15 protein-coding genes and 2 pseudogenes are annotated in these 16,435 nt (G+C 61.4%); 5 read left to right on the forward strand and 12 right to left on the reverse strand.

All coding sequences use genetic code 11. The features are described 5' to 3' along the window. Positions 1 to 16 precede the first annotated feature (16 nt). The 3 genes from AC0L37_RS17700 to truB are packed head-to-tail and all read left to right on the forward strand — an operon-like array spanning position 17 to position 2,032. The gene (locus AC0L37_RS17700; protein ID WP_282222465.1) at positions 17 to 694 is read left to right on the forward strand and encodes a hypothetical protein; all 678 of its coding nucleotides are present in this window, start codon (positions 17 to 19) and stop codon (positions 692 to 694) included. Between the two features lie 31 nt (positions 695 to 725). Beyond that, positions 726 to 1,133, forward strand: coding sequence for a 30S ribosome-binding factor RbfA (gene rbfA, locus AC0L37_RS17705; RefSeq protein WP_212660213.1), 408 nt, complete (start codon positions 726 to 728; stop codon positions 1,131 to 1,133). Beyond that, positions 1,130 to 2,032, forward strand: coding sequence for a tRNA pseudouridine(55) synthase TruB (truB, locus tag AC0L37_RS17710; protein ID WP_269371765.1), 903 nt, complete (start codon positions 1,130 to 1,132; stop codon positions 2,030 to 2,032). Before rbfA ends, truB begins: the two co-directional genes overlap by 4 nt. A 133-nt stretch (positions 2,033 to 2,165) precedes the next feature. On the opposite strand, the gene AC0L37_RS17715 is transcribed toward truB, so the two are convergent. From AC0L37_RS17715 to aptA, 11 genes and pseudogenes are all read right to left on the reverse strand, one after another. Beyond that, positions 2,166 to 3,050, reverse strand: coding sequence for a hypothetical protein (locus AC0L37_RS17715; RefSeq protein WP_473313595.1), 885 nt, complete (start codon positions 3,048 to 3,050; stop codon positions 2,166 to 2,168). A 284-nt stretch (positions 3,051 to 3,334) separates the two neighbouring features. Further along, positions 3,335 to 4,305: pseudogene (locus AC0L37_RS17720) on the reverse strand (ABC transporter substrate-binding protein). A 19-nt stretch (positions 4,306 to 4,324) separates the two neighbouring features. Continuing rightward, complete coding sequence (locus AC0L37_RS17725) at positions 4,325 to 5,395, reverse strand: ABC transporter permease (protein ID WP_473315452.1); 1,071 nt, start codon at positions 5,393 to 5,395, stop codon at positions 4,325 to 4,327. 23 nt (positions 5,396 to 5,418) lie between these two features. Continuing rightward, positions 5,419 to 6,282 (reverse strand): annotated as a pseudogene (locus AC0L37_RS17730) (ABC transporter permease). Between the two features lie 15 nt (positions 6,283 to 6,297). Then, a complete protein-coding gene (locus AC0L37_RS17735; protein ID WP_212660209.1) occupies positions 6,298 to 7,083 on the reverse strand; it encodes an ABC transporter ATP-binding protein in 786 nt (261 codons plus the stop codon). Between the two features lie 184 nt (positions 7,084 to 7,267). Continuing rightward, positions 7,268 to 7,699: an NUDIX hydrolase gene (locus tag AC0L37_RS17740; RefSeq protein WP_282222463.1), complete on the reverse strand. Its 432-nt coding sequence runs from the start codon at positions 7,697 to 7,699 to the stop codon at positions 7,268 to 7,270. Further along, a complete protein-coding gene (gene hydA, locus AC0L37_RS17745) occupies positions 7,699 to 9,150 on the reverse strand; it encodes a dihydropyrimidinase (protein WP_282222462.1) in 1,452 nt (483 codons plus the stop codon). The genes AC0L37_RS17740 and hydA overlap by 1 nt, the downstream gene beginning before the upstream one ends. Continuing rightward, on the reverse strand, positions 9,147 to 9,503 hold the full coding sequence (locus AC0L37_RS17750; protein ID WP_348984723.1) for an endonuclease domain-containing protein: 357 nt from the start codon (positions 9,501 to 9,503) through the stop codon (positions 9,147 to 9,149). Before AC0L37_RS17750 ends, hydA begins: the two co-directional genes overlap by 4 nt. Positions 9,504 to 9,660: 157 nt before the next feature. Then, positions 9,661 to 10,911: a Zn-dependent hydrolase gene (locus AC0L37_RS17755; protein WP_269371777.1), complete on the reverse strand. Its 1,251-nt coding sequence runs from the start codon at positions 10,909 to 10,911 to the stop codon at positions 9,661 to 9,663. A 9-nt stretch (positions 10,912 to 10,920) separates the two neighbouring features. Next, the gene (locus AC0L37_RS17760) at positions 10,921 to 12,414 is read right to left on the reverse strand and encodes a CoA-acylating methylmalonate-semialdehyde dehydrogenase (protein ID WP_269371779.1); all 1,494 of its coding nucleotides are present in this window, start codon (positions 12,412 to 12,414) and stop codon (positions 10,921 to 10,923) included. Beyond that, positions 12,414 to 13,694: an omega-aminotransferase AptA gene (aptA, locus tag AC0L37_RS17765; protein ID WP_269371899.1), complete on the reverse strand. Its 1,281-nt coding sequence runs from the start codon at positions 13,692 to 13,694 to the stop codon at positions 12,414 to 12,416. The genes AC0L37_RS17760 and aptA overlap by 1 nt, the downstream gene beginning before the upstream one ends. Positions 13,695 to 13,866: 172 nt before the next feature. Here aptA and AC0L37_RS17770 point away from each other — a divergent pair, with 172 nt between their 5' ends. Then, complete coding sequence (locus AC0L37_RS17770; RefSeq protein WP_282222461.1) at positions 13,867 to 14,589, forward strand: TetR family transcriptional regulator C-terminal domain-containing protein; 723 nt, start codon at positions 13,867 to 13,869, stop codon at positions 14,587 to 14,589. Between the two features lie 71 nt (positions 14,590 to 14,660). After that, the gene (locus AC0L37_RS17775) at positions 14,661 to 15,089 is read left to right on the forward strand and encodes a DoxX family protein (RefSeq protein ID WP_282222460.1); all 429 of its coding nucleotides are present in this window, start codon (positions 14,661 to 14,663) and stop codon (positions 15,087 to 15,089) included. Positions 15,090 to 15,098: 9 nt separating this feature from the next. Here the strand turns inward: AC0L37_RS17775 and AC0L37_RS17780 are convergent, their stop codons facing one another. Next, positions 15,099 to 16,172, reverse strand: a complete 1,074-nt coding sequence (locus tag AC0L37_RS17780; protein WP_282222459.1) for a GGDEF domain-containing protein — start codon at positions 16,170 to 16,172, stop codon at positions 15,099 to 15,101. Positions 16,173 to 16,435: the final 263 nt, after the last annotated feature.

Here is a 16,435-nt window from a genome sequence, read left to right on the forward strand (position 1 = left end):
GGTGAGGAGACCCCCAATGGTATCGTCTGGAACGCTGGCGCGGATTGTCCGCGCGGTTGTGGTAAGCGGCCTTATGGTGGCCGGTGCGGGGGCGCAGGAGCTTACCGAGTCCCCGATCGTGCAGGACGGCAATGCGCTGCTGCTTGGTGCGGTCGAGCACGATCTGACCCTGCCCCTGCCCGACTGGCTGTCGCCCGCGGAGCGGCTGAGCGGCAATGTGATCGATCAGGTGGTGGCCAGCTATCGGGCGGATGCCAGTCAGGCGCTGCTGGAAATCTACCCCAAGGGCGAGAGCGAAGCCGACTGGCGCACGCTTTATGGCGCGCGCATTACGCTGCAGGCCGATCGCCCGCTCAACGATTATCGCAGCGCGGTAATGTACGGGTACAGCCAGAGCTGCAAGCCCGAGCTGACGGGCTTTTTCAAGTTTGGCGAGGATGACGGCGATGCGCTGGCGCCGCTGGGCTTTGTGTGTGGCGCCTATCTCGACAATTTGAAGAGCTATGCCGGTCAGGGCGAAGTGATGGTGATGAGCTTTCACAAGACGGCAAAAGGCTCGGCCATTGTCTATCAGGAATGGCGCGGCCGGGCGTTCGATCCGTCCGACCCCAAGACCTGGCCAGTGGAAGCCAATGTGCTCCAGACGCGGGCCGAACAGCTTAAATCGGGGGCGGCACTGGCGCTGGCGGATTGACGGGAGCGCGGCGAGGGCATAATTGGCCGCAATGAGCAAAGACAACAAAGCTAATGGCCCGACCCAGCGTTCGCTGCGCGTGGGCGAACTGGTCCGCCACGCCCTGGCTGCCATGTTTGCCCGTGGCGACGTCGAGGATGACGCCCTGCGCGGCGCGGTGATCACCGTGCCCGAGGTCCGCATGAGCCCCGATCTCAAGCTGGCCAACGCCTATATCATGCCGCTGGGCGGCCAGCACGCCGAAGAAATCGTGGCGGCGCTGAACCGTCATCGCAAGTTTGTGCGCGGCCGCGTGGCGCCACAGATCAACATGAAGTTCGCGCCTGAAGTGCGGTTTCATGTCGATGACACCTTCGAGGAAGCCAGCCGCATCGATGCGCTGCTGCGCTCGGAGAAGGTGCAGCGCGACCTCGACGAAGATGATGGCGAGACCGATTGAGCGCCCCCAAACGCGTCAAACGCGCGATCTCCGGCTGGGTGGTTCTCAACAAGCCCTATGACATGACCTCCACCCAGGCGGTGGGCAAGGTGCGCTGGCTGTTCAGTGCAGCCAAGGCGGGTCATGCCGGCACGCTTGATCCGCTGGCAACGGGCATTCTGCCCATTGCACTGGGCGAAGCGACCAAGGCCGTGCCGCAGGTGCAGGATGGCACCAAGGTCTATCGCTTTGCCATTGCCTGGGGCAGCGCCACCACCACCGATGACACTGAAGGCAGCGTGATCGCCACTTCCGAAGTGCGTCCCGACCGGGATGCGCTCGAAGCCGTGCTGCCGCAATTTACCGGGACGATCATGCAGCGCCCGCCGATCTTTTCGGCGCTCAAGATCGATGGCGAACGCGCCTATGATCTGGCCCGCGCCGGTGAACAGGTCGATCTGCCACCGCGCGAAATCGATGTCGATGCGATACGGCTGATCGAGCATGACAGCACGCAGGCCATTCTTGAGGTGAGCTGCGGCAAGGGCACTTATGTGCGCTCGCTGGCGCGCGATATAGCCGAAGTACTGGGCACGCGCGGCCATGTCAGCATGCTGCATCGCGCCGCTGTGGGACCGTTCACCGATGCGGACGCCGTCACCATTGAGCAGCTTGAAGCGCTCGAAGGGGAGGCCCGTGATGGCCTGCTCAAGCCGGTCTGGTCAGGCTTTGGCGATCTGCCCGAAGTGCGCCTGGACGCGTTGCAGGCAAATTCGGTGCGGCACGGCAATAATGTGCTGCTGACCGGCGCCGGTGCGCCGATTACGCTGGATGAATGCTGGGCCAGTTTCAAGGGCGAGGTGCTGGCGACCGGCTGGGTCGAATTTGGCCAGTTCCGCCCCAAACGGGTGTTCAACTGACAGGCAAAAGGCGGGGTTTTGGCCCCGCCTTTTTATTGGGTCTTCTAGATGAAGAAGACGATGATGATGATCAGCCAGATCGGCACGCCGAGCAGCCAGAGTCCAAGACCTCGAAACATCTGATTTCCTTTCCTTAGAAGCGGCGGAACACGTCAGCGAAGACGCTGTTATTGTCGCGGTGGTTGCCACCCTTCTGGGCAGCCCAGAAGGCACCAATGGCCGAGATCAGCAGCGATGCAGCCAGCAGGAATGCACCGATGATGGTGGTGTTGCGGGCAATGCGGGCGGCTTCCACGGCATCCTGGCGAGCCGCTTCAACATTGGCGATGGCCTGATCGACACGCGCCTGAGCCTCTTCCGGGGCAATGCGGGTGTTGGCTGCCACGACATTGGCCAGATAGGTGCGGTCAGCATCGGCAACCGTGCCATCATTCAGAGCGGCCTGCGTGAAGATGCGGCCGGCTTCGGCACGGGCTTGATCAGCTTCAACCGGCTGGCTGGAGCGGAACATGGTGTCGATGAAGTAGGCATTGGGGTCGACCGCGTCAGCGGTGCCTTCGGCGACATTGGAAGCAGCAGTGGTTGCTGTTGCCGCAACATTGCCGACGGTGGAGGCTGCAGCGCCAATACCGCCAACGGCGATAATTGTGCCCAGAACAGCCGCACCGGCCCAGACCAGAAGACCATGGGCGCCATCGCGCACATCGCTTTCGTCTTCATTGGCATCAAAGTGACGACGGCGCAGACGGCCGGTCAGATATCCGCCAGCCATGAAGCTGGAGATCTGAACCCAGAGGAACCAGCTGGCAGCAACAATGCCGACAAACAGCGGGTTGGCACCGGTGCCATAACCAAAGTCGAGGAAGTTCAGACCAACAGCCGAGCCGAAGCTGATCAGCACCAGGCTGATGGCCGAAGCCAGCACGATGCCGGCAATGATAGCGGGCCAATCGACATAGCTGGACTGGTCGCGCTCGGAAGTGGTGGATCTCGATAACGGCGACGCCCGCGGGCGCATCAATGCTCATTGTGGCAGCTCCTGAAAAAGTGGTGGTTGCACTGGCCTGAAAAAGGCTCAGGCGAGACCGATGAACGACAGGATTGCCATGACGACGACGACGAGACCGACGAGATAAATGATCGAGTTCATTGTGATTGCCTTGTTTGTTGACGCAGGTGTCCCATCAACAGAACGTGAGCCGAATTCGTTCCAAGCGTGCCCAAGATATGTTCAGAACATGGCATGCGAAAAGGGCGGGGATTGCTCCCCGCCCTGCATGATTTTTCTTTTATTACAGTCGGTTACAGGCCGTCGGTGACGACAGTGGTAAAGGCGCCTTCTGGCTCGGCCGTGATGATCGACTGATCGAGCAGCGCCTTGACCGTGCGCTCATAGGTGGCCATGTCCAGTGCTGGATCGGTAGCGTCGACCAGCTTGGACACTTCGCCAACCATGTAGAGCTGGTGCGCCAGTTCGGCACCGCCGGTGTCATCGCTGTCAACAACGATCTGGGCGGCTTCTTCAGGGTTCTCCAGCGCGTATTCCCAGCCCATCATCGAAGCTTTGACGAAGCGGGTATAGGCGTCGACCTTGGCTGGATCTTCGAGCGTGTCTTCCATGACATAGAGACCGTCTTCGAGCAGGTCATTGCCCATATCGGTGTAGTTGAAAATGGTCAGATTGTCGGGGCCATAGCCGGCATCGAGCGCCTGACCATATTCGTTGTAGGTCATGACCGAGATGCAGTCGGCCTGGCCCTGGATCATGGGCTGGATGTCGAAGCTCTGCTGCAGCACGGTGACGTCGCCGCCTTCGGCCGTGTCCAGACCCAGCTTGTTCATCCAGGCAAAGAATGGATATTCATTGCCGAAGAACCACACACCGAGCGTGTGACCGGGGAAATCGGCTTCGGAGGTGATGCCGGTTTCGGTGGGGCAGATCATCATCAGGCCCGAACGCTTGAACGGCTGGGCAATATTGACCAGAGCCACACCCTTTTCACGGGCAGCCAAGGCGCCGCCCATCCAGTCGACGATGATGTCAGCGCCGCCGCCGGCGATCACCTGTTCGGGGGCCACGTTGGGGCCGCCGGGTGCGATGGTGATGTCCAGATCAGCATCGCTGTAAAAGCCCTTTTCCTTGGCTACGATATAGCCAGCGAACTGTGCCTGAGTGACCCATTTCAGCTGCAAGGTGAGCTGATCGGCGGCCTGCGCGGATGCTGCTGTCAGCAAAGTGCGCTGGCGGTCAGTCCCAATAGAAGTTTCTTCATAGTGCGTTCCCTTACACTGTTACGCCCGTCCACCACGGACAGACGGATGCCAGAAAGTGACAGCTCTCTCGATGAGAGCGATCACCCCGTAAAAGGCAGAACCAGCCACCGCCGCCACGGCGATTTCTGCCCAGACCAAGTCGATATTGAGCCTACCGACTTCGGTTGAAATTCGGAAACCCATTCCCACGATGGGCGTCCCGAAGAACTCCGCGACAATCGCGCCGATCAAGGCCAGTGTGGAATTGATCTTGAGCGCGTTGAATATGAATGGCGCCGCTGCGGGCAGCCGTAACTTGAAGAGTGTCTGCCAGTAGCTGGCCGCATAGGTGCGCATCAGGTCGCGCTCGATCTCGGAGGCCTGGCTCAGTCCGGCGACCGTATTGACCAGCATGGGGAAGAACGTCATCGCGACAACCACCGCTGCCTTGGATGGCCAGTCAAAGCCGAACCACATCACCATGATCGGGGCGATGCCGATAATGGGCAGGGCCGAGACGAAATTGCCGATCGGCAGCAGGCCGCGTTTGAGGAAGGGCGACCGGTCGACCAGAATGGCCACCACAAAACCGGCACCACAGCCCATGGCATAGCCGGCCAGGACCGACTTCATGAAGGTCTGCTGGAAGTCGGCGATCAGGGTGGGCACCGAGTCGATCAGGCGGGCCCAGATCTGGCTGGGCGCGGGCAGCAGCACCTGGGGCACATTGGCGCCACGGGTGACGACTTCCCAGACAAACAGCAGCGCCAGACCAAACACGATGGGGATCAGCAGGCCAAAGCCGGTTTCGGGCATTTCGCCGAGGCGAATGGCCTGCGACAGGCGTTCGGCAGACAGCCAGGCAAAGCCCCAAAAACCGAGCAGACCAAGCCAGAAGAAGGCGGGCGCGGTCTCATAGAGCGGCAAGGTCGCCAGCAGGGCAATCGCCCCCAGCAAGGCCAGCAACGCATCAACCCAGAAGGGGAGGGGCAGGCGGAAGCGGATCAGGGTCAGCGCACCTGCGGCGGCAAAGGCCAGGAACAGCACGGGTGCGGCGCCGTCGAGGACAGCGAGCAGCAATGTTGCGACGCTGACCAGACCCGAAATCATGGCGAGAAGAGTTTGTAGCCGGCTCATGTCTGGGCCCCCATGGCGCGGTTGGCGACCCGTTCGGCACTGCCCACGGCAATGACCAGAACAGCGGCCAGTGCTGCGGCAATAAACAGCGCCGCCCACATCTGGATGGTCTGGCCGTTATAAGAGCCGGTGAGCAGACGCACACCCAGCCCGCCACCGGCATTGTTGGAGAGTTCGCCAACCACCGCACCGATCAGGGAGATGGCGATACCCACCTTCATGGAGGCAAACAGAAAGGGCACCGAAGCGGGCCAGCGCAGCTTGGAAAACCTGCCAGGCAGTCGCATTGTAGGTGCGCATCAGGTCGAGCTGGATACCCTCTGGGGTGCGCAGGCCCTTGACCATGCCCACCACGACCGGGAAAAACTGAGATACATCGAGATCAGCGCCTTGGGTACCAGACCGGTGACCCCGATGGCGCCCAGCCCGACCACCACCATGGGGGCAACTGCCAGAATTGGCACGGTCTGGCTGGCAATGATCCAGGGCATGAGCGAGCGTTCCGAGGCGTCATTGTGCACGATGACCACCGCCAGTCCGACGCCCAGCAACGTGCCCAGCGCAAAGCCGAGCAGGGTCGAAGACAGCGTGATGGAGGCGTGATAGGCCAGCGAACGCTTTGAGGTGATATCGGTGCCGATGGTGGCGTTCCAGATTTCACCAAACACCTGATTGGGCACCGGCAGCAGTGGCTTGGCCTGGCTCCAGGTCTGGCCGACAAATTCGATGAACGACGTTTCCAGCCCCGCGCGCTCATTAAGCCGCTCCTGCCAGGGGGCATTCATGGGAATGGCGGCGGCGTACCAGATGACCAATATGGCCGCCAGCACGATCAGGATGGGCAGGGTTTTACCGTTCATGAGCCGGGTCACGCGCTATTCCTCATAGGAGTGGCCGGCGCGCAGGCCTTCGCGCACCCGATGGGCAATGGCGAGAAATTCTGGCGTTTCGCGAATGTCGAGCGGACGCTCGTGCGGCAGCGGGCTGTCGATCACGTCGATCACCCGACCGGGGCGCGGGGACATGACCACGATCTTGGTCGACAGATACACGGCCTCGGGAATGGAGTGGGTGACAAAGCAGATGGTTTTCTGCGTGCGCGCCCACAATTTGAGCAGCTCGGAATTGAGGTGGTCGCGGACGATTTCGTCCAGCGCGCCAAAGGGCTCGTCCATCAGCAGCAGATCGGCGTCAAAGGCCAGGGCGCGGGCTATCGAGGCGCGCTGCTGCATGCCACCGGAGAGCTGCCAGGGGTATTTCTGTTCAAAGCCGGCCAGGTTCACCAGTTCCATGGTGCGGGCGATGCGCTCCGACTGCTGGGCTGCCGAGTGGCCCATGATTTCGAGAGGCAGGGCAATGTTCTTGGCGATGGTGCGCCAGGGATAGAGCGCTGGCGCCTGAAACACATAGCCATAGGCGCGGTTCTGCCGCGCCTCTGCAGGGGTCAGACCATTAATGGTCAGCGTCCCCGATGTGGGCTGTTCGAGATCGGCAATGGTACGCAAGAACGTGGTCTTGCCGCAGCCCGATGGGCCGATAAAGGAGACGAACTCGCCCTTGGCAATATCGAGATTGACGTCGCTGAGCGCGATGACGTCTCCGTCACCGGTCGGAAAGGTCAGGCCGAGATTTTTGGCCGAAACGACGATGGGCTTGTTCATATCTGCGCTCGTTTGTTCTTGACCGATAGCGTTGCCGTATCGGGCCGCTGTTGCCGCGGGGTGACTTGTCTATCGGTGCAGGTCTGCACGTCGTGCTGCGTCGTCAGGGCTGTCTGGTATTGCCCTTGCATGTCTTGTGCCAAGTCTCGCATGTCTCGTGCCAGATGCATGTTACCCGAACAGATCATGAGGCAAGCTCGCTCAATCCGGCGATTTGGCGCGCCAGCGGGACGATGTGGCGCTGCAAGAGCGGCGCGAGAGGCATGCGTTGGGGATGATCGAGGTCAAGCCAGGCCAATTCGGCGATTTCGGCGGCCGCCCTGGGCGTCTCGGTTGTCCTGGCTGAAAAGATATGGGCCAGAACCTGCATGCCCGGCTCGTTGGCCGCGGGCGCTGAGTAGGTCCCCAGCGCCGCCACTGCCGAAGGGGCAAGCGTTATGGCTATTTCTTCGGCAATCTCGCGCCGGAGCGCCATTTCTGGCGTTTCGCCGGCGTCGATCTTGCCGCCCGGCTGCTGGAACAGGGCACTGCCGTGCTTGCGCACGACCAGCATGCGCTGGTCAGCCCCCAGAATGATGGCGGCTGCTATGGTGATCTGTCCTGCAGCCGACGCCATCAAACCCCCGAAGCCGGAATACCCGACCGCTCTACCTTGCGCGGTGCGACGAGCTCTTTCCACTGGCTGAGCGCGCGGTTCACAGGGTTCTTGGCCTCGCGACCGACAAATTTGCCGTGACCGGGCTCGTGATGCATCTCGTTTTCGATTACCGCGACCTTGCCACGGGTCAGCACGAACCGCGGCAGGCCAGTCAATTCGAAGCCTTCGAACACATTGTAGTCGATCGCCGACTGCTGGGTCGCGGCCGAGACGGTCTTCTTGCGGGCGGGATCCCAGACGATCAGATCGGCATCAGCGCCGACCAGTACCGCACCCTTTTTGGGGTAGAGGTTGAGGATCTTGGCGATGTTGGTCGAGGTAACGGCGACGAATTCGTTCATGGTCAGCCGGCCGGTATTGACGCCGCGGCTCCACAACACGGCCAGGCGATCTTCGAGGCCACCGGTGCCGTTGGGGATCTTGGAAAAATCGCCAATGCCGTTGCGCTTCTGTTCGGTGGTAAAGGCACAGTGATCGGTGGCGACCACAGAGAGCGAGCCCGACTGCAGGCCGGCCCACAGCGAATCCTGATGCATTTTGTTGCGGAAAGGTGGTGACATCACCCGGCGCGCCGCGTGATCCCAATCGGGATTGGCGTATTCGCTATCGTCAAGCGTGAGATGCTGCACCAGCGGCTCGCCATAAACGCGCATGCCCTTCTGGCGGGCGCGGCGGATGGCTTCATGTGCCTGTTCGCTCGAGACATGCACCACATAAAGCGGCACGCCCGCCATATCGGCAATCATGATGGCGCGGTTGGTGGCTTCGCCCTCAACTTCGGGCGGGCGCGAATAGGCGTGCGCTTCGGGGCCGTTATTGCCCTCGGCAAGCAGCTTTGCCGTCATCGCCGCAACGACATCGCCGTTTTCGGCATGCACCAGTGGCAGCGCGCCCAGCTCGGCGCAGCGGCCAAACGAGGCGAACAGCTCGTCATCATTGACCATCAGCGCACCCTTATAGGCCAGGAAGTGCTTGAAGCTGGTGATGCCGCGTTTGACGACGTCGTCCATTTCGCGCCAGACCTGCTCGTCCCACCAGGTGATGGCCATGTGGAAGGAATAGTCCGCAGACGCCTTGCCGGACTTGTTGTCCCACATCTGCAGCGCTTCGAGCAGGCTCTGGCCGGGGCTGGGCAGGCAGAAATCAACCACCATGGTGGTGCCGCCTGCCAGACCCGCGCGGGTGCCGGATTCAAAATCATCGGCCGAATAGGTGCCCATGAAGGGCATTTCGAGATGGGTGTGGGGGTCAATGCCGCCGGGCATGATGTAGCAGCCGGTGGCATCGAGTGTTTCATCGCCGCTCAGACTGGGCCCGATCTCGACAATGACATCGCCCTCGATCTTGACGTCTGCCTTGTAGGTCAGGTCCGCGGTCACGACGGTGCCGTTCTTGATGACTTTGCTCATGGTTGTGTCCCTTGAATATTGGGGGCGCACTCCACCTGCCCTCGCCCCTCTGGGGAGAGGGTGGCCGGAGCGCAGCGGAGGTCGGGTGAGGGGTTGCCGTTCAGGACCGAAACAATCGCGTGCCAGCAACCGTCCCGGTTGCCCAACAGTTCGTTGTTCCAGAAGCGTAGAACGCCATAGCCATGGTCGTTCGAATAATGGGTACGTGCTGCGTCCTGATTGCTGTCAGCATGCTGGCCGCCATCGAGTTCAATGAGCAGCATGGCCTGCCGACAGGCAAAGTCGGCGACATAGGGTCCGATAGGATGCTGACGCACGAATTTGTGGTTGTCGATTTGCCGATTGCGCAGCATTTGCCAGAGGCGATGCTCGGCTTCAGTCTGGTTTCTGCGCAGTGATCGTGCTCGGGATATAGCAGGCCTGGAGGGTTTTGCGCCCTCTCCCGCCGCTGCGCGGCGACCTCTCCCCGAAGGGGCGAGGTAAGATCAGCTCTTTCCTCGCCCGTCACCATCACTCAACGATCTCCGCCGTTTCGACCACGGCGTGGAACAGCACGTCGGCGCCGGCGGTGGCCCATTCCTGGGAGATGTCTTCGGCCTCGTTGTGGCTGAGCCCGCCAACGCAGGGGCACATCACCATGGTGGAGGGAGCAACCTTGTTGGCCCAGCAGGCGTCGTGGCCAGCCCCCGAGATGATGTCCATATGGCTGTAGCCGAGCTTTTCGGCGGCCGAGCGGACGCGGCTGACCAGGGTGGGGTCGAATTCGACGGGGTCGAAATGGCCCACCGCCTCGACCGAACAGCCAACGCCCAGGGCATCGGCGATCTGTGCGGCCTGGGTTTCGATCTGCTCACGCATATTGGTGAGCTTGTCGAGATCTGGGCTGCGGATATCGACGGTGAAAACCACCGTGCCGGGCAGCACATTGCGCGAATTGGGCGAGAACTTCATCTGACCCACGCCACCCACAGCGCCTGGCTGATGATCCATGGCAACGGCCTGGACCATTTCGAGGATACGGGCCATGGCCAGACCGGCATTGACGCGCATGGCCATAGGCGTGGAGCCCGTATGGGCTTCTTTGCCGGTCAGGGTGAATTCGAGCCACCACAGGCCCTGGCCGTGGGTAACTACGCCAATTTTCTTGTTCTCGGCTTCGAGAATGGGGCCCTGCTCAATGTGGTATTCGAGATAGGCGTGCATCTTGCGGGCGCCGACTTCCTCGTCGCCACGCCAGCCGATACGGACCAGCTCATCGCCATAGCTCAGGCCTTCCTGATCGGTACGGCCATAGGCGTATTCCTGGCTGTGCACGCCGGCGAACACCCCCGAGGCCATCATGGCAGGGGCGAAGCGGGCGCCCTCCTCATTGGCCCAGTTGGTGACCACGATGGGATGTTTGGTCTTGATGCCCAGATCATTCATCGAGCGAACGATTTCGAGCGCGGCCAGAACACCGAGCACGCCATCATATTTGCCGCCGGTAGGCTGGGTATCGAGATGGCTGCCGACATAGACCGGCAGCGCATCGGGATCGGTACCCGGACGGGTCATGAACATGGACCCCATCTGGTCCACGCCCATGGTCAGGCCGGCCTCGTCGCACCAGCGCTTGAACAGGTGACGGCCTTCGCTGTCTTCGTCCGTCAGGGTCTGGCGGTTATTGCCCCCGGCGATGCCGGGGCCAATCTTGGCCATTTCCATCAGGCTGTCCCAGAGGCGGTCGCCATTGATGCGAAGGTTTTCTCCTGGGGCCGACATGGCGCACTCCTATTTGACGCTGGGGAAGCTGAATTCGGCACCGCCCTTGATGCCGGCGGGCCAGCGGGTGGTGACGGTCTTGAGGCGGGTATAGAAGTGCACGCCCTCGGGTCCGTAGATGGAATGATCGCCAAACAGGCTGCGCTTCCAGCCGCCAAAGGAATGGTAGGCCACGGGCACGGGAATGGGGACGTTGATGCCCACCATGCCCACTTCGATCTTGTCGGCGAACTCGCGGGCGGCGTCGCCGTCGCGGGTGAAGATGGCGGTGCCATTGCCGTATTCGTGCTCATTGATGAGCTTGACGGCTTCGGCATAGTCATTGGCGCGGACCACCGAGAGGACGGGACCAAAGATCTCTTCCTTGTAGATGGTCATGTCGGCGGTGACATTGTCGAACAGCGTGCCGCCGACATAGTAGCCGTTTTCATAGCCCTGCAGGCTGAAGCCGCGACCGTCAACGACGAGCTCGGCGCCCTGTTCGACGCCGGAATCGATATAGCCGACGATCTTGTCGCGATGCATCTTGGTGACCACCGGACCCATTTCGGCGTCCTTGTCGGTGGCCGGGCCGATTTTGAGGCTTTCCACGCGTGGCTTGAGCTTGGCGACCAGCGCATCAGCGGTTTCCTTGCCCACCGGCACAGCCACCGAAATGGCCATGCAGCGTTCGCCGGCCGAGCCATAACCGGCGCCCATCAGGGCATCGGCGACCTGATCGAGGTCGGCATCGGGCAGGATCACCATGTGGTTCTTGGCGCCGCCCAGAGCCTGGACGCGCTTACCGGCCTTGACGCCGCGCTGATAGACATATTCGGCAATCGGGGTGGAGCCGACAAAGCTGACAGCCTTGATATCGGGGTGGTCGAGAATGCCGTCGACCATTTCCTTGTCGCCATGGACGACATTGAGAATGCCTTCGGGCAGCCCCGCTTCCATGAACAGGTTCCAGGCCAGCATGGAGGCTGAAGGATCGCGTTCGGAAGGTTTGAGGATGAAGGCATTGCCGCAGGCGATGGCGGCCGGATACATCCACATCGGCACCATGGCCGGGAAGTTGAAGGGCGTCACACCGGCAACAACACCCAGCGGCTGGCGATCGGAATAACTGTCGATCGAGGGCCCCACATTGCGGGAAAACTCGCCCTTGAGCAGTTGCGGGATACCGCAGGCAAAATCGACGCAATCAATGCCGCGGGCCACTTCGCCCAGCGCATCATCATGCACCTTGCCATGCTCGCGCGAGATTTCGCGGGCCATGTCGTCGGCATATTGATCAAGCAGCGCCTTGAACTTGAACATGACGCGGGCGCGCTTCATGGGCGGAGTATTGCCCCAGGCGACCTGCGCGGCCTTGGCATTGGCCACGGCGTCGTTGAGTTCGCTCATGGTCGAGAGCGGCAGCTCGGCGGAAACTTCGCCGGTGGCGGGGTTGAAGACCGGCACACGGCGACCGGTCGAGACGTAGCGTTTGCCGGCGACGGCGTTTTCAATAATGTTCATCAGTCGATGCTCCGCAGGGCTGTCCGTACGCCGTCGATCAGTTCACCGATCTGGCTTTCGGAAATGATCAGCGGCGGGCTCATCGCAATGATGTCACCCGTGGTGCGGACCAGGACGCCGTCCTCATAGCATTTGAGGAAGGCCGAGAAGGCGCGCTTGGTGGGCGCACCGGCAATGGGGTCAAGCTCAACGGCGCCGACCAGACCGATATTGCGAATGTCGATGACATGCGGCTCGCCCTTGAGCGAGTGCAGCGCATCCTGGAAGATCGGCGCCATCTCGGCGCCACGGGTGAGAAGCCCCTCTTCCTTGTAGGTTTCTAGCGTGGCCAGACCGGCGGCCGAAGCCATCGGATTGCCCGAATAGGTGTAGCCGTGGAAGAACTCGATCATGTGCTCGGGGCCCTGCATGAACGTGTCATGGATTTCGGCGGAGACCAGCACCGCGCCCATGGGGATGATGCCGTTGGTCAGGCCCTTGGCAGTGACCATGATGTCGGGCGTGACGCCATAATAGTCGGCGCCAAACGGGGTGCCCAGGCGACCAAAGCCGGTGATGACCTCATCAAAGATCAGCAGGATGCCGTGCTTCTTGGTGATTTCGCGCAGGCGCTTGAGATAGCCCATGGGCGGAATGAGCACGCCGGTGGAGCCGGCCACAGGCTCAACGATGACAGCCGCAATGGTGGAGGCATCATGTAATGTGACGATGCGCTCGAGCTCATCGGCCAACTCGGTGCCATATTCGGGCACGCCCTTGGAATAGGCGTTCTTGGCCAGGTTGTGGGTGTGGGGCATGTGATCGACGCCACCCAGCAGGCTGCCGAACATCTTGCGGTTGGTGACAATGCCACCGACCGAAATACCGCCGAAATTGACGCCGTGATAAGCGCGTTCGCGACCGATCAGACGGGAACGGGCGCCCTCGCCTTTGACCCGGTGATAGGCCAGGGCAACCTTGAGCGCGGTTTCCACCGACTCGGAGCCCGAATTGGTGAACAGCACGTGGTCGAGCCCTTCGGGGGCGATATCGACAATACGATTGGCCAGCTCGAATGCCTTGGGGTGACCCATCTGGAAGGCGGGGGCGTAATCAAGCTCGGCGGCCTGCTTGGCGATGGCCTCGACAATCTTGGGGCGGGCATGGCCAGCATTGACGCACCAAAGACCGGCCGTACCATCAAGTACCTGACGGCCATCGGAGGTGGTGTAGTGCATGTCCTTGGCCCCGACCAACATGCGCGGGGACTGCTTGAACTGTCGGTTGGATGTGAACGGCATCCAGAAGGCGCTCAGATCATTTGGCGCCACGGCGTTAGAATTGGACACGGCTGTATCGCTCCCCATAAATTCGGCCCGGTCACGATTGGCACTTGACGCGAGAGCGCAATGCTCTGAATTTTGACCAGTTGGAAAAAACTTAGCACTCCAAAACTTTCTCGCAAGGCGAAAAATGCCGCCGACCAAAATGAAAAGTGCCGATCCGACCCCCGCGCCCAAGCGCCAGCACAAGGCTGACGCCAAGACAGCGGCACATCCCCATGCCAAACCACGGCCGTTGACGCGCATTCAGCGCGAAAAACAGAATGTCATTCTGGAGGCAGCGCTGGAGGTGTTTTCCATGCATGGCTTCCGTGGCGCCACGATCGATCAGATCGCCGAGGTTGCCGGGATGAGCAAACCCAATCTGCTGTATTACTTCCCGCGCAAGGAAGAGATCCACCGCCGCCTGATCGCGGCACTGCTGGAAACCTGGCTGGCGCCGCTCAAGGAGATGGATGGCGCGGGCGACCCGTTCCCGGAAATCCGCTCCTATATCCGGCGCAAGCTGGAAATGGCGCGCGACTATCCGCGCGAAAGCCGGTTGTTTGCCAATGAGATGCTGCAGGGCGCGCCCCGCATCGTGGAAATGATCGAGGTGGATCTCAAATCTCTGGTCGATGAGAAGGCGCGGCTGCTGTCGCGCTGGATGGATCAGGGCAAGCTGGCCCGCACCGATCCCTACCATCTGATCTTTTCGATCTGGGCGACAACGCAGCACTATGCCGATTTCGACGTGCAGGTGCGCGCGGTGCTGGGGCCTGGTCGCAATGGCGAGGGGCGGTTCGAGGACGCTGCGCGCTATCTCGAACAATTGTTCCTGCATGGCCTGACACCTCGCCCCAAGAGCGCCTAGCGCGCCTGACTGAGGCCACAAGGAACGATCACGTCCGGTGCGGCATTGGTTTGCAGCACGAGGAGCGCGTTTTGATCTGGCTGACACAAATTCCCGCACTGACCGATTTGGTATTGCTGCTGCTGCGGCTGGTCGTGGGGCTGATGTTTGCCCTGTCAGGCTATTTCAAGCTCACCAAACCCGACCGGACACACAGCATGCGGCAGACGCTGACCTCGGCAGGCGTGCCCGCTGCCTTGGCGCGGCCGCTTTCGGTCATCGAAATGCTGGCTGGCGCATCGCTGTTAGTCGGCCTGTTGAGCGTACCGAGCGCGCTGGCCCTGCTCGGCATCAGCGTGGTTGCCTTTGCCACCGTGACATTGCCGAATGCCAAGGGGCATGGCATCCACAAACTGGAAAACCTGCTCTATGCGCCGGAAACACTTCTATCGGCCGCGCTGCTGGTGCTGATCGCCACTGGCGCCGGTGACTGGAGCCTTGATCGCCTGATTGTTGGATAGGATCAGAGGCTAGGCGCAGCGCAGATGCCAGTGATCGGCGCTGGCCGGGGAATCACCGGCAAACTGGAAAGCGCTGCCGGGCTGGGCCTTGGCGCGGTAAAGCGCGGTGTCGGCTGCGCCGAGCAAGGTTGAGGGCGGCAGGCCGCCGCTGCCGGCTGCTACAATGCCCAGACTGGCGCCGACCTTGACGTTGCGTCCACCGGTCAGTTCGATCGGCTGCTCGATGGCAAAAATGCACTCGCGCGCCAGGATCGACAGGCCCGCGGGGTCAGGCTTGTTGACCCGAACCATGACAAATTCATCGCCCCCCAGCCGCGCCAGTTGATCACCGGGGCCCATCAGATCCTCGAGCCGCTGTCCCACGGTGCGCAGCACAATGTCGCCCGCGGCGTGGCCCAGCGCATCATTGACCGCCTTGAACAGGTCAAGGTCGATGATGACAATGCCAAAGGGCGTCCCGGCCTGGCTCAGCCTGCCAATGGCGGTTTCAAAGGCCAGGCGATTATCCAGTCCGGTCACCACATCTGTGCGTGACTGGCGATGCGCAAGGCGGCGCTGGCGCTCGATGTCACTGACCAGCCGGTGCACATAGACCATCAAGCCGATCACGATCAGCAGCATGATCGATACGGTGGGCAACCGGATCGGCGCAAACAGCCTGAACATGTCGTTGCCGAAGGAGTTTTCAGTCCAGACCAGATAGCTGCCCGACACCGCCTGTTCGCCCAGCAAGGGGATCATTCTCAGATCGGGCGCCGTGGGCGCGGTTTGCGAGAGATAGGCGTTTTTCAGCCCGGCGATGCGACCGATGGTTTCGGCCCCCTCGGGGGTGAGCGGACCGAACTGGCTGACCAGCAGGTCAATGCCATTGGCCGCGCGAACGTGCTCGGCCTCGGCGGTCGTCTGTTCGTAAATCCCTTTGACCATCTGTCCGGTCGTCAGCATTACGACACAACTAACCACCAGCGTGGTGATGGAAATCACCAATAGCCGGCCAATTGTCCTGATTGCATGATGCTCGTCCATCGTGGCCGGCGCTGTTTTGCGCGACACCCGAAGACGGTGAGTCCAGTCTAAATTCATTGCCTGCGTCCTAAGCAGGCGCAGTGTGACACCCAAGTGATTGGCAAAACGTTATCGCAACCGCACAATTCGGGCGACGCGACGGGCGCCACAATCGCGCCATAAAAAGCCATCCACGGCCAAAACAGCCGGCCATTTTTCAGGGAACCCAGCAAAACCGGGCTATCCCGGCCAGTCGGGTGGGAACTGTGGCTTCATGGGCACACCGCGCAAGATGAATCCTCGAATTAAAAAATCGGGTCGATCTCATTCCGAGAATTCCG

This window comes from Devosia sp. J2-20 (genome assembly GCF_055808475.1).